Source organism: Microtetraspora malaysiensis (genome assembly GCF_050947145.1).
Classification (GTDB): domain Bacteria; phylum Actinomycetota; class Actinomycetes; order Streptosporangiales; family Streptosporangiaceae; genus Microtetraspora_A; species Microtetraspora_A malaysiensis.
The window spans coordinates 4,848,254-4,861,169 of the sequence record NZ_CP191998.1 but is presented as its reverse complement, the minus strand read 5'-3'; the positions used below and the strand labels follow the sequence as shown (position 1 = coordinate 4,861,169).

Genomic DNA, 12,916 nt, shown 5'->3' with positions numbered 1-12,916 from the left:
GCCGTCCGGGGTGCGCAGCGTGGGGAACGCCCGGGCGGCGGCAGAGCCGCCGGCGGGGGAACTGGGAAGGGAACTGGTGGGGGAATCGGTCATCGCGTCTGGTCTCCTTGCCGGTGGCGGGGTCGGTACGACCGGCACGAGCGGGCGCCGCGGCGGGGTGCCGGTCGCGTCAGGCCCCGCCGCGGCAGCCGAGAAGGAGGCCACGCAGCGTCATGGCGAGTACACTAACCACACCACAGGTCCTCAGACAAGCTGAGAGGTGAACACGGATGGCGCTCGGGACGCTGCGCCCCAGCCCGCTGGTCGACCAGGCCACCCAGCACCTGCGCGAGCAGATCACCGGCGGGCACTGGCCGGTCGGCACCCGGCTCCCCGGGGAGAACGCCCTGGCCAAGACGCTGGGCGTCGGCCGGTCCACGGTCCGGGAGGCGCTGCGGGCGCTCGCCGGCGCCGGGCTCGTCCAGGCGCGCCAGGGGTCGGGCGTCTTCGTCATCGCGACCGAGCCCGCCGAGGACTGGCCCGCCCGGCTGCGCCGCTCCGCGATCGGCGACATCTACGAGGTGCGGATGATGGTCGAGGTGCAGGCCGCCCGCCTCGCCGCGGTCCGCCGCACCGACGCCGACGTCGCGGCGCTGGCCGCCGCGCTCGACGCGCGCCGGGCCGCCGCGAGCGGGGACGACGCGGCCTTCGTCGACGCCGACATCGCCGTGCACGCCGCTGTCGTCGCCGCGGCGGGCAACCCCGTGCTCGTGGACCTGTTCGCGGAGTTCGTCCCCGCGCTGCGGCAGGGGCTCATCGATCTGGTGCGGCTGCTCGGCCTGCGCGACGACGACCCCGACCACGGCGACGCGGCCCATGCCGCCCTGGTGGACGCCGTCACGCGCGGCGACGCCGACGCGGCCGGCGCGGTGCTGGAGGCCGAGCTGCGGCAGACCCTCGCGCACCTGCACCGCACCTGAGCCCGCCGTCCGAAGTCAGTGCCGCGAGCGGGTCACTTCAGGCGCAGGGTGGCGACGGCCGCGCGGTGGTCGCTGCCGGCGGCCTCCTCCACGCCCGCGCTGGTCGCGGTGAGCCCGCGGTAGAGGATGTGGTCGGGCCGGGTGATCGGGAACGACGACGGCCAGGTGAACCCGAAGCCGCCGCCCGCCTCCTGCTGGGCGTCGAGCAGCGGGGGCACCAGGTCAGAGCGCTTTCGGTCGGTGGTGGCGGTGTTGAGGTCGCCGAGGAGCAGCAGGTGCTCGCTCGGGTCGCGGTCGATGAGGCGGCGGGCGTGGTCGAGGGTGTCGTCGCGCTTGGCCGTCGCCCCGGGGCGCGCCGAGGCCAGGTGCACGACGTAGACGGTCAGTTTGCCCTTCGGCGTCTTGACCACGGCGCGCAGCGCGCGGGTCCACGCCAGGCCGATGTCCACCCGGCGCTGCTCCACGATCGGGTGCCGGCTCCACAGCCCGATGGTGCTGACCTGCGCCTTGTACGGGAAGATCTGGTCGAGCTCCTTGGCCGCCGGCCCGCCCGGGGTCAGCTCCTGCGCCGCGAACAGGTCGCGGTCCTTGGCCACCGCGCGTACGGCCCGCCCCGAGTTGTTGTTGACCACGCCGACGTTGAGTGTGGCGACGGACAGGTCGCTCGGGCCGCCGGGCGCGGTGCGCAGCAGGTCGGGGCCGAACATGACGGCCCACACCAGCCCCGGGAGCAGCAGCACGGCCAGGGCCGCCTTCCCGGAACGGCTGACGAGCGCGCCGACGAGCAGGATGGGGACGCCGAGGCCCAGCCAGGGAAGGAGGCTCTCCAGCACGGGCGTGAACCCGTTCAGATCCGGCAGGAGCCCGTGCCCCCCGAGAAGCAGGGCAAGCGCCCCCGCCGTCACGATGATCACCCGCCGCAGCACGCCACTCCTGTTCCGCCTCGCCCGAAGGCTCGGCTGCCCCGAGATGGGCCAGGCTAGTCGCCTTCGGCTGTACGCGCGGACACCCTCGCGGTCCGGCCGCCGCAGGTCGCCGGGGGAAAGCACCCTCTACCGGGGCGATCCCCGGGAATCACCCGGGTTCCTCGCGGCGCCGGGCCGTCAGGCGTGATGTGGGGGTGTCGGCCATGGCGGCCGTCCGGGAGGGGGACGGCGGGCGGGCTTCGGAGGCTTCCTTTCACGAGAAGATGGACGGTGAACGACAGGGAGGCGCTCGCCCCGAGACCGGCAGGGGCGCCCGCGCCGTCCCCGTCGAACGCCGGACGGGAGGAGTAAGGGGTGCGCGCTGCCCGGGTCCTGTCCCTGCTGCTGTTGCTGCAGACGCGGCGCGCGATGACGGCCGCCGAGCTGGCGGCGGAGCTGGAGGTGTCCGAACGCACCGTGCAGCGTGACGTCGCCGCGCTGACCGAGGCGGGCGTGCCCGTGTACGCCGAGCGGGGGCGGGGCGGGGGATACCGCCTGGTGGACGGCTACCGGACCCGGCTGACCGGGCTGGAGCGGTCCGAGGCGGAGGTGCTGCTCCTGGCCGGGCTGCCCGGCCCGCTGCACGAGATGGGGCTGGCCGGGCGGGCGCTCGCCGCCCGGCTGAAGGTGGCCGCCGCGCTCGGCGACGCCCCCGGCACCGTCGTCCAGCGGTTCCACCTGGACGCGCCCGCGTGGTTCAAGACCGCGCGCCCGCCCGCACTTCTCGGCGCCGTCGCGCGCGCGGTGTGGGAGGACCGCGTCCTGCGGGCGCGGCACGCGCGCGGCGGCGCCGTCCGCGAGCACACGGTGGAACCGTACGGGCTCGTCCTGAAGGCCGGGCACTGGTACCTCGTCGCCCGCGCGGACGACGGGCGGTTCCGCACCTACCGGGTGGACCGCTTCGAGGCCGCGGAGGCGGGCGAGGAGCGCTTCGCCCGCGACGCGGACTTCGACCTCGCCGCCTTCTGGGAGGAGAAGTCCGCCGAGTTCGCCCGCTCGCTGCTGCGCGAGCACGTCACCGTACGGCTCAGCCGGCTGGGCGTGGCGCTCCTGCCCCGGGTGCTGGAACCCGTCGCGGCGGCGCAGGCGCTCGCCGCGGCGGGTGAGCCGGACGATCGGGGCCTGGTCACGGTCCGGCTGCCGGTGGAGTCGCAGGAGGTCGCCTACGACCAGATCCTGCGGCTCGGGCCGGACGCCGAGGTGCTCGACCCGCCCGAACTGCGCGAGCGGATCGCCCAGGCGGCCCGCCGCACCGTCGACCTCTACCGGCCGTGACCACGGTGAGCGGGCCGAGGGCCCCGGGTCAGCGGTAGCCGGTCGCGTCGGCGGGCTTGCCGGCGTCCTGGACCTCCGTGATGTACCGCCAGGCGTCCGGGCGGCTGCCGTCGAGGTCGGTGAAGCCGTACACCTGGGCCAGCCCGCCGCTGGAGAGGGACTGCCCGTTCCAGCGCGCGACGTCCGGATCGGCGGCCAGCGCCGCGACCGCGCGTCCCACGTACCGCGGCGTCTCGGAGATGCCGAAGTGCGGCTCCCGTTCGAGCGCGTCCTGCCAGTTCTCCTCGGTGACGCCGAAGTGATCGAGCATGATCTCCGAACGCATCCACCCGGGGGTGAGCGTCACGGCGGTCGCGCCGCGCGGGCCCAGCTCGTGGCCGAGCGCGAACCCCATGCGCAGCACGGCGGTCTTGGCGATGTCGTAGAAGAACGAGTTCCGGTAGGTGTTCCGGTTGTATTCGGCGGTGCCGTCGGTCATCTCCACCACCAGGCCGCCGGGCCGGCGCAGCAGCAGCGGCAGCGCGTGGTGGCTGGTGATCGCGTGGGTGTCGAGGGCGAGCCGGAGCAGCCGCAGCCCCTTGTCGAGGTCGTGTTCCCACACCGGGGTGCCCCACTCGAACAGCAGCTCACCGCCCCAGATGTCGTTGACCAGGACGTCCAGCCGTCCCTGCTCGGCGTCGATCCGCTCCACCAGCGCCCGGACCTCGTCCGGGACCAGATGGTCGACGCGTGCGGCGACGCCCCGGCCGCCGGCGGCGGTGACCAGGTCGGCGGTGTCCTCGATGGTCTCGGGGCGGTCGTACTCCGAGCGCCGCTCCCTGGTGGTGCGGCCGGTCACGTAGACGGTGGCCCCGGCCGCCCCGAGCTCGACCGCGATCCCCCGTCCCGCGCCCCGCGTCGCCCCCGCGACCAGGGCGACCTTGCCGGCCAGTGGTCCTGACATGGGTGTCCATCCTTTCGTCCGTGCTTCATTCCGCGCTTCATTCCGCGCTTCATTCCGCGCTGTCTTCTGTGTCCGGTCACGCATGATGTCGCGGATACCCGACACCCTCTGTCGCCTTTTCGTGGGCTTTTCTCGATGAGATCAGGAGGCGTCCTATCCCCGGGAAATCCGGTTGCCGGACGTGGGGCGCGGCTGGTGGGGTGTGCGGATGAATCAAGACATGGTGCTGGCGCTGTTCGACCGCCAGATGAGACAGGACGCCCGGCCCGACAACGCCGGAGCGCTGATCGAGCGGGCCGACGGGGTGGTCCGGCAGGTCGGCTCCGGCGACGACTGGAACGGCGTGCTCTGGTCGGACCTGGACGAGGCCGGCGCCGACGCCGCGATCGCCGCCCAGGTGCGCCGCTTCACCGCCGCCGGGCGCGAGTTCGAGTGGAAGCTGTACGCGCACGACCGGCCGGCCGACCTTCCCGCGCGGCTGCGCGCGGCCGGGTTCGCGCCCGAGCCGGAGGAGACCGTGATGGTGGCCGAGGTCACCGACGTGTCGACCGCCGTCGATCTCCCGGACGGCATCCGCCTGCAGCCGGTCACCGACGCCGCCTCGGCGAAGCCGATGGCCGAGGTCCACCGGTCTGCCTTCGGCGTGGACCGGCCCGAGATCGTGGCCGGCTTCCTCGCCCGGCTCGCCGAGGCGCCCGAGACGGCCGCCGCCGTCGTCGCCATGGCCGGAGACGTGCCGGTCAGCGCGGCGCGCATGGAGATCTACCCCGGCACGGACTTCGTGGGGCTCTGGGGCGGCGGCACCGTGCCGGAGTGGCGCGGCCGCGGCATCTACCGGGCCCTGGTCGCCTTCCGCGCCCGGCTCGCGGCCGAGCGCGGCTGCCGTTTCCTCCAGGTGGACGCGTCCGACCAGAGCCGGCCGATCCTGCTGCGGCTCGGCTTCGTGCCGCTGACCACCACCACGCCGTACGTGTACCGGCCCCGGTAGGTCAGCGGGCCGGCGCGATGTTGTGGTTGAACCGGAACATGTTGTCCGGATCGTGGCCGGCTTTCAGCCGGGTGAGGCGGAGCCAGGCGTCGGCGTCGTAGGCGGCGCGCACCTGCTCCGCGGTGGCCGGGCCGTAGTGGAAGTTCAGGAACGTGCCCGATCCGCCGAGCGCACCGACCAGGCGCCGGTGCGTCTCCTCGACGGCCGCCGGATCGTGGCCGTCGAGGACGGAGAGCACATACAGCGCGTATTCGGCGTCCCGGTGCCCGACGACGGCGGGGGACGGCTTGGCCAGCGCGCCACCCAGGTGGCGTACCTGCAGCACACACGGGACGGCTGCGCCCGGCCCGGCCAGGTCGAACGCGGTGGCCGCGTCCAGGCGGCCGAGCATGGCGGTCTCGCTTCTGTAGGCGTGTGCGAACGGCGGGTCGTTGCTGATCGACCCCGACTCGGTGTACGGCAGCTCGCGCAGCGTGTCCATGAGCACCGGGCCGGCCGTCCGCAACGGCGCGACGAGCCGCTCTCCGACAGACGGGTCGCCGGTGTAGGCGATCCGGACGTGGGCGATGTGCCGCCCGCGCAGCGGGGCGGGGACCACGGGCAGGTCGGGCATGGGGGCCAAAGCGATGGCCGAGGTCAGCTCCTCCGGCACGGTGGCGGTCCAGTCGCGCCACGCCTCCAGGACGTCGGCCGTGGCCGGGAAGTACAGGCCGCCGCCGTACAGGCGGGTGACGGGAACGAGCCCGATCTCCATGCCGGTCACCACGCCGAAGTTGCCGCCACCGCCCAGCAGCGCGGGGAACAGCTCGTCGTCGGGCGTGAGCCGGATCCGCCGGGCGCCGGCGGTGACCAGCTCGATCGCCCGCACGTGGTCGGCGGCGTAGCCGTACCGGCGGGCCAGCAGACCCAGACCGCCGCCGAGGGTGTAGCCGACCGCGCCGACGTGCGGCGAGCTGCCCGACAGCGGGGCGAGCCCGTGGCGGGCCGCCGCGTCGATCACCTGCCCCCAGCGCGCGCCCGCCTCCAGCCAGGCGGTCCGCGCCGCGGGATCCACCCGGACGCCGGTCATGGCGCGGGTACTGATCAGCACGCCCTCCTCGGCCGGAACGGCGACGCCGTGCCCGGTGGCCTGCACGGCGACCGGCAGGTTCGCGGCGGCGGCGTGCGCCACCGCGGCCCGCACGTCCTCCGGACCGGCCGCCCGCACGATCACCTGGGGCCGGTGCCGCCCGGCCAGTTGGAAACCGGTCCGCTCCTCGTCGTAACCGGCGTCACCGGGGCGGAGCACCGGGCCGTTCACGTGGATCATCTCGCCGTCCTCTCGTCGATCGATCAAGGTGCGCCGACGCTAGGGCCCCTTCAGGACAGGATCTGTCCGCAAGGTGTGGCAGATTCAAGAAATGAGCACCGACCTGCCCGCCCGGCTGCTGCGCCTGCTGTCCCTGCTACAGAGCAGGCGCGAATGGCCGGGCCCGGAGCTGGCCGAACGGCTCGGGGTCAGCGACAGGACCGTCCGGCGCGATGTGGGGCGGCTGCGCGAGCTGGGCTACCAGGTGGAGAGCACGACCGGGACGGCGGGTGGCTACCGGCTGGTCTCCGGCCGCGACCTGCCGCTGCTGCTGGACGACGACGAGGCGGTGGCGATCGCCGCCGGGCTGCTCACCGCCGCGGACGGCACGGTGACCGGCATCGCCGAGTCGGCGGTGCGGGCGCTGGCCAAGCTGCGGCAGGTCCTTCCCGTACGGCTCAGCGGCCGGGTCGCGGCCCTGGCCGAGGCCATCAGCCCCGTGGCCCGGGCCGGACTGCCGCGGGTGGATCCGATGGCGCTCGCGGCCATCGCCTCCGCCTGCCGCGACCGCGAGCTGCTGGCTTTCGAGCACCGCAGCCGGGAGGGGGTCGTCAGCCGGCGCCGGGTCGAGCCGTACAGCCTGCTCAGCACGCACGGCCTGTGGTACCTGCTGGCCTACGACCCGGACCGGGAGGACTGGCGGACCTTCCGGGTGGACCGGATCGGCGACCCCCGCTCCACGGGATGGCGGTTCACGCCGCGTGAGTTCGTCCCCGACGCGCGGGCGTACCTCTCCCAGGCGGTGGCGCGAACGCCGTACCGCTACCGGGCGCGGGCCACGGTACGGGCGTCCGCGGAGGAGGTGCGCGTCCGGGCGCCGTCGGTTCTGCCCGGCAGGATCGAGGCCGTGGACGAGCACACGTGCGTCGTCCACCTCGGCGCGGACTCACCGGAGCGGATCGCGCTCGACCTGGTCGCGCTCGACGCCGACTTCACCCTCGGCGGGCCCCCCGAGCCGCCCTCGGAGCTGCTTCGCCATCTGCGGGAGGTGGGCGAGCGGCTGCTGCGGGCCGGCGGGGAGATCAGGACGGCGGACTAACTGGGGAACGGCCCGCCACCGTCGGACAGGGTGAGCCCGAGCTGGGTGAATATCTGCAACTGGTCGTAGTAGAGGCGCTCGGAGGCGATGAGGTCGTCCTCGATGGTGAAGACCCAGCAGGAGCGGATGCTGACCCGCCGGCCCGTCGCCTGGAGCACGTAGCCGTTGAGGCCCAGGTAGGGGCCGCTGTGGGTGGCAGCGCCGAGCGCCTCGATCACGATGAGATCGCCGCACACCGCCTTTCCCATGACGGCCATCTTCACGCCGGGGAACCCCTGCCACATATGGGCGTGATAGGAGGCGATCTGCTCCCGGCCCTCGGCGACGATCTCGGGGGTCACCGCCACCGCCTGCGGGGTGTAACAACGCATCACCGCGTCCAGGTCATGGGCGTTGATCGCCTCGAAGAGGCGGTCCGTGGCGTCCGGTCTGGCGGCGGTCTCCTGCTCACCCACAACACCGACGCTAGCGAGCCGGCGGTAAAACCCGGTCCAAGACCGGCCGATGTTTGGCGTGCCGGGCTGGACGGCCGCCCGACGACGGCTACCGGCCCGCCGCGAGTACCGAGCGCAGGGTCGCTTCGAGCACGCGGGCCGCGTCGGCGCGGTCGAGCCGCCCCGCCTCCACCTCCTCGGCCGCGCTGTGCAGCGTGGCGTAGAAGTGCGTGACCAGCCAGCTCAGCGGCAGGTCCGTACGGAAGACCCCCTCGTCCCGGCCGCGGCGGATGAGCCGCTCGACGTGGGCGAGCGCGCCGTCATGGTGGTGGCGGATGCGTTCGGCGGGCAGGACGCGGTCGGCGGCGGTCCGCAGCCGGCGGCTCCCGTCGAGGATCTCCCACGCTGAGGCGATGAGCCGGCTCATCGCCTCCTGCGCGGGCAGCTCCTCGTACGCCGGGTCGTCGAGGGCGGCCTCCGCGAGGGCGACCGCGCGCTCGAGCACCGCTTCCACGAGCGCCTCCCGGGTGGGGAAGTGCCCGTAAAGGGTGACCCGTCCCACCCCGGCGGCCTTGGCGATGTCGGCGGTGCTCGCGTCGGGATCCTTGGCGAGCAGGTCGAGCGCCGCCGTGACGATCGCCGCGATGTTGCGCTCGGCGTCGGCGCGCCGGGCGGGCCGGGGCTGCCGGGGAGGCGTCATGGACGTGATCTCCTGCTCGCTTCGGAGCCGCGGGCACGGCGGCATGCCCGCGGCCGGGTACGGTGCGTCGCCCGCCGGGGGGCCGGCGACGGCGCCGGGCGCGTCCGCGAGGTCCGCGGAGCCGCGTGCCGGACGCAACGAGCCTAGTGCCCCTCCCGTCAGTGGACGCGGGGGCCGTCGAACGCGGGCAGGCGGCCCGGCGGCAGCAGGGCCAGGGCGACCAGCGCGGCGACCGCGCCGATGACTGCCCAGGACGTGAACGCGGTGCTGAACCCGGTGAGCACAGGGCCGATCAGGCTGGGCGCGGCGAGGCTGGACACCACGGCGACGCCGACCGCGCCGCCGAGCTCGTGGAAGGTGTTGACGACGCCGGAGGCGAGCCCCGACTCCTCGGGGGCGGCCAGCGCGAGCGCGGTGGTGGTCCCCGAGACGAAGACCGCTCCGAGCCCGATCGAGGCGACGGTCAGTCCCGTCACCATGACGGCCGGGGTGACGGCGAGCAGGGCGACCAGGCCGGTGCCGGCGGCGGCCAGGGTCAGGCCGATCGCCGCGGGGATCCGCCCGCCCAGGCGGTCCACCAGATGGCTGCCCAGGTGGGCGCCGAGGCCTGTGCCGACGGCCACCGGCAGGAACAGCAGGCCGGTCACCAGCGCGCTGTACCCCTGGTGGCGCTGCAGGTAGAAGGAGCCGAGGAAGAAGAGCCCGATCAGCATCCCGGTGGCGACGAGCATCAGGAACGCCCCGGACAGGACCGGCCGCTGGGCGAGCAGCCGCACCCGCATGAGCGGGGTGCGCACCGCCCGCTCCACGACGCCGAACACCGCGTACAGGACGGCCGCGGCCGCCACGGCCGCGAGCGTGACCGTGTCGCCCCAGCCTGCGTCGCCGGCGGTGACCAGGCCGTAGATCAGGGACGCGGTGGCGGCGGTGACGAGCAGCGCTCCGGGCAGGTCGACGCGCCGCGGGCCGGGACGCGCGGCGCCGCCCCGGACGACGAGGGGCAGCGCGACGAGCACGGCCACGCCGACCGGGACGTTGATGAAGAAGATCCAGCGCCAGCCGGGCCCCGCGGTCAGCGCTCCGCCGAGGAGCACGCCGACGGCCGAACCCGCCCCGCCGAGGGCTGCCCATACGCCGAGCGCCTTGGTGCGTTCGGCGCCGTGGAAGGTGGTGGTGAGGGTGGCCAGCGCGGCCGGGGACAGCAGCGCGGCGCCGAGGCCCTGGCCGACGCGTCCGCCGACGAGCGCGGCGGCGTCGTTCGCGAGGCCGGACGCCAGCGAGGCGAGGACGAAGATCCCGAGACCGGCGAGCATCAGGCGGCGGGCGCCGAACACGTCGGCCAGCCGGCCGCCGAGCAGCATCAACCCGCCGAAGAACAGCGTGTACGCGGTGACGACCCAGGTGAGGGTGGCCCGCCCCAGGCCGAGGTCGGCGCCGATGTCGGGCAGGGCGACGTTCACCACGGTGACATCGAGGATGAGCATGAGCTGGGCGACGCCGAGCAGCGCCAGCACCCGCCAGCGGCGGGGGTCGGGCGGCTCGGGACGGCCGACGGGAGAAACCGGGGAGGCGGGGGAGGCGGAAGAGCTGTGCGCCATGGCATCCTCATTAACTCGAACACTGATGTACGAGTTAATACCATAGGCGGGCAGGGTATGTGCAAGGCCGCGACGGCCCAGGGGAGATGTGGGCGCCCGGGCCGGCTGTATGCGGGCCCGGGCTGCCCGTGGCGCGTACGGTGCGGACGGCTACGAACGGCTACCAGGCGGCTATGGGCAGGCCTGGCCGGACGCCCCCGCGGCCATGTCGAAGAAGCGCCGCTCCAGGTGGGTGGCGCGGCGGAAGACGTCGAGGACCCGCCGCTGCTCCGCCTCCGGCAGGCCGGGGCCCAGGCGGTCCAGCTCGCCCCGGAGGAACCCCACCCAGGCGCGGAACTCCGGGCCCTCGTGCAGCTCGATCCACTCGCGGTGGACGAAGTTCTCCGGAAGCGGGCCGGTGGCCCGGCTCGCCCAGCCGAGATAGGTCCACTCTGCGACGCAGAGCACCGCGATGATCAGCGGATAGTCCGCGCTGGAGCGCGCCTCGTCCATGAGGGCGCGGAAGTCCGCAGTCACCGGCTCCGGCGTCGGCGCGGCGAAGTTCACGCCGAGCGCGGCCAGCGCGCGATGGAAGTAGCCGCGCTCGGTGTCGGCCACGGTCAGGCCGAGGAACCGGCCGATGGACACCCGGGCCTCGAACGAGTCGGCGCTCGCCACGGCGGCGCCGAGCAACGCGGTGAAGGCGTCCACGAACTGGAAGTCCTGCGCGAGGTAGTGCCGCATGTCGGCCTCGCCGCGCGTGATCGCCGCGGCGAACGGATGGGTCACCACGTCGGTCCAGTCCGGCTCACTGGAGGAGCGCAGCCATTCGCTGAAGGCGGGCGCGCCCGCCGTCACGCGCCATCGGTCGAAGGAAGTCACATCGTCACTCATGGGTTCCAGCCTGCCGCGACGGCCCTCTGCGGGACGCGGAGGGGGTCGGTTGCATCCGAAATCTGCGCCTTGTGAGGTACATCACAGATAAACCTGGAATAAGACCTATGTGCGTCGTGTTGGAGCGGCTCGTGAGGTTCTCGGTGGTCGTCGTGTTGCTCGTCGAGCGGTTGCACGTCGATCTGTGCCGCGTCAACGGCGATCTCTGTCGCTGACCCCGCGCTCGACTATTCCACTTTCTCCACCTTTCCCCCACCTCACCCGCGCGCCGTCTGAGTTTCGGCGCGCCCTCTTCCCGGAGTCTCGTTCGTGAAGAAGTTCTCGTTCTCCCTGCAGTTGTTGCTGGGCCTCCTCGTCGGCGTCGTCCTCGGGCTCGTCGCCCGCTCCGCAGAGGTCGGCTGGCTGACCGACACCCTGACCCAGGTCGGCAAGATCTTCGTCCAGCTCCTCAAGCTCGCCGTGCCGCCGCTGGTGTTCACCGCGGTCGTCGTCAGCGTCGCCAACCTCCGCAACGTCAACGGAGCCGCCAGGCTCGCCGGCAAGACCCTGCTCTGGTTCATGATCACTTCGCTGATCGCCGTGGCGGCCGGCATCGGCCTCGGTCTGGCGATCAACCCCGGCCAGGGCGTGACCATCGCGACCGAGGGCGCCAAGGCCGTCGACCTCGAAGGTGCCGGCACCTGGCTCGACTTCCTGACCGGAATCGTCCCGACCAACATCGTCACCGCGTTCACCGAGCTCAAGGTCCTGCAGATCGTCTTCATCGGCGTGGTTCTCGGCGCGGCGGCCATGGCGGTCGGCGAGAAGGCCGAGCCGTTCCTGAACCTCAGCCGGTCGGTCCTGGAACTGGTGCAGAAGGCCTTGTGGTGGGTCATCCGCCTGGCCCCGATCGGCACCGCCGGTCTGATCGGGAAGTCCGTCGCCACCTACGGCTGGGACCTGCTGGCCCCGCTGGCGAAGTTCAGCGCCGGAGTCTACGCCGGCTGCTTCATCGTGCTGCTGGTGATCTACCCGGTGCTGCTCGCCTTCGTGGGCAAGGTCAGCCCGCTCACCTTCTACCGCAACGCCTGGCCCGCGATCGAGCTGGGCTTCGTCTCCCGTTCGTCCGTCGGCACCATGCCGCTCACCCAGCGCGTCACCACCGAGCGGCTCGGCGTGGACCGCGACTACGCCTCCTTCGCGGTGCCGTTCGGCGCCACCACCAAGATGGACGGCTGCGCGGCGATCTACCCCGCGCTCGCCGCGATCTTCGTGGCGCAGGTGTTCGGCGTCCAGCTCGGCATCGGCGACTACCTGCTGATCGCGTTCGTCTCCGTGGTCGGCTCCGCCGCGACCGCCGGTCTGACCGGCGCCATCGTGATGCTGACCCTCACCCTGAGCACGCTCGGCCTTCCCCTGGAAGGTGTGGGCCTGCTGCTCGCCATCGACCCGATCCTCGACATGATCCGCACCGCCACCAACGTCGCGGGCCAGATGGTCGTCCCCGTCCTGGTCGGCCGCTCGGAGAACCGCCTCGACGAGGCCGTCTTCACGGCCCCGCCGCAGCCCCTCGACGACGCGCCCGCCCGTAAGACGGGCGGATCGGCCGAGCCTGCCCTGGCCTGAGCACCACGCGGGGGCGGCTCCTTCCCGGCCGGTGAATCCGGTCACGGGACGGGGTCGCCCCCGTCGTCTTTCCCCCTGCGGCCTGGCTCGGTCTCCAGCCCACCCCAACCGGTCCGGCTCGGTTTCCAATCCATCCCCTCCGGACTGACTCGGTCTCCAGTCCCACCCCCATTCGGCCGCCGAGTCGGC

Annotated in this window: 13 protein-coding genes; 6 read left to right on the top strand and 7 right to left on the bottom strand. The window is 73.4% G+C overall.

Annotation, left to right across the window (positions count from 1 at the left end; all coding sequences use genetic code 11):
* Positions 1-269: 269 nt before the first annotated feature.
* Positions 270-959: a FadR/GntR family transcriptional regulator gene (locus ACQP1V_RS23040; protein WP_433411588.1), complete on the top strand. Its 690-nt coding sequence runs from the start codon at positions 270-272 to the stop codon at positions 957-959.
* A 32-nt stretch (positions 960-991) separates the two neighbouring features.
* Here ACQP1V_RS23040 and ACQP1V_RS23035 read toward each other — a convergent pair whose 3' ends face one another.
* Entirely contained in the window at positions 992-1,885 is an 894-nt protein-coding gene (locus ACQP1V_RS23035; protein WP_433411586.1) for an endonuclease/exonuclease/phosphatase family protein, read from the bottom strand.
* A gap of 354 nt (positions 1,886-2,239) precedes the next feature.
* Here ACQP1V_RS23035 and ACQP1V_RS23030 point away from each other — a divergent pair, with 354 nt between their 5' ends.
* Positions 2,240-3,199 carry a helix-turn-helix transcriptional regulator gene (locus ACQP1V_RS23030; protein ID WP_387414421.1) on the top strand — a complete coding sequence of 320 codons (960 nt, stop codon included), beginning with the start codon at positions 2,240-2,242 and terminating at the stop codon, positions 3,197-3,199.
* A 28-nt stretch (positions 3,200-3,227) separates the two neighbouring features.
* Here the strand turns inward: ACQP1V_RS23030 and ACQP1V_RS23025 are convergent, their stop codons facing one another.
* Entirely contained in the window at positions 3,228-4,142 is a 915-nt protein-coding gene (locus tag ACQP1V_RS23025; protein WP_433411584.1) for an SDR family oxidoreductase, read from the bottom strand.
* A gap of 208 nt (positions 4,143-4,350) precedes the next feature.
* Between ACQP1V_RS23025 and ACQP1V_RS23020 the strand changes: the two genes are divergently transcribed.
* Positions 4,351-5,130, top strand: coding sequence for a GNAT family N-acetyltransferase (locus ACQP1V_RS23020; RefSeq protein ID WP_433411582.1), 780 nt, complete (start codon positions 4,351-4,353; stop codon positions 5,128-5,130).
* Between the two features lies 1 nt (position 5,131).
* Here the strand turns inward: ACQP1V_RS23020 and ACQP1V_RS23015 are convergent, their stop codons facing one another.
* Positions 5,132-6,466 carry an FAD-binding oxidoreductase gene (locus ACQP1V_RS23015; protein ID WP_433411580.1) on the bottom strand — a complete coding sequence of 445 codons (1,335 nt, stop codon included), beginning with the start codon at positions 6,464-6,466 and terminating at the stop codon, positions 5,132-5,134.
* Positions 6,467-6,530: 64 nt separating this feature from the next.
* On the opposite strand from ACQP1V_RS23015, the gene ACQP1V_RS23010 reads away from it, so the two are divergent.
* Positions 6,531-7,517: a helix-turn-helix transcriptional regulator gene (locus tag ACQP1V_RS23010; RefSeq protein ID WP_433411579.1), complete on the top strand. Its 987-nt coding sequence runs from the start codon at positions 6,531-6,533 to the stop codon at positions 7,515-7,517.
* Here the strand turns inward: ACQP1V_RS23010 and ACQP1V_RS23005 are convergent.
* The 4 genes from ACQP1V_RS23005 to ACQP1V_RS22990 all read right to left on the bottom strand — a co-directional run bounded on the left by ACQP1V_RS23005 (position 7,514) and on the right by ACQP1V_RS22990 (position 11,122).
* Positions 7,514-7,972: an ester cyclase gene (locus ACQP1V_RS23005; RefSeq protein WP_433411577.1), complete on the bottom strand. Its 459-nt coding sequence runs from the start codon at positions 7,970-7,972 to the stop codon at positions 7,514-7,516. The genes ACQP1V_RS23010 and ACQP1V_RS23005 overlap by 4 nt on opposite strands.
* A gap of 88 nt (positions 7,973-8,060) precedes the next feature.
* Positions 8,061-8,651, bottom strand: a complete 591-nt coding sequence (locus ACQP1V_RS23000; RefSeq protein ID WP_387414430.1) for a TetR/AcrR family transcriptional regulator — start codon at positions 8,649-8,651, stop codon at positions 8,061-8,063.
* A gap of 158 nt (positions 8,652-8,809) precedes the next feature.
* The gene (locus ACQP1V_RS22995) at positions 8,810-10,249 is read right to left on the bottom strand and encodes an MFS transporter (RefSeq protein WP_433411575.1); all 1,440 of its coding nucleotides are present in this window, start codon (positions 10,247-10,249) and stop codon (positions 8,810-8,812) included.
* Between the two features lie 171 nt (positions 10,250-10,420).
* Complete coding sequence (locus tag ACQP1V_RS22990; RefSeq protein ID WP_433411573.1) at positions 10,421-11,122, bottom strand: TenA family protein; 702 nt, start codon at positions 11,120-11,122, stop codon at positions 10,421-10,423.
* A 107-nt stretch (positions 11,123-11,229) separates the two neighbouring features.
* Here ACQP1V_RS22990 and ACQP1V_RS22985 point away from each other — a divergent pair, with 107 nt between their 5' ends.
* Both ACQP1V_RS22985 and ACQP1V_RS22980 read left to right on the top strand, forming a co-directional pair.
* Positions 11,230-11,337 (top strand): putative leader peptide, encoded by a 108-nt coding sequence (locus ACQP1V_RS22985; RefSeq protein WP_369407201.1) that lies wholly within the window; start codon positions 11,230-11,232, stop codon positions 11,335-11,337.
* Positions 11,338-11,431: 94 nt separating this feature from the next.
* Entirely contained in the window at positions 11,432-12,727 is a 1,296-nt protein-coding gene (locus tag ACQP1V_RS22980) for a dicarboxylate/amino acid:cation symporter (protein WP_433411571.1), read from the top strand.
* The last annotated feature ends 189 nt before the right edge of the window (positions 12,728-12,916 follow it).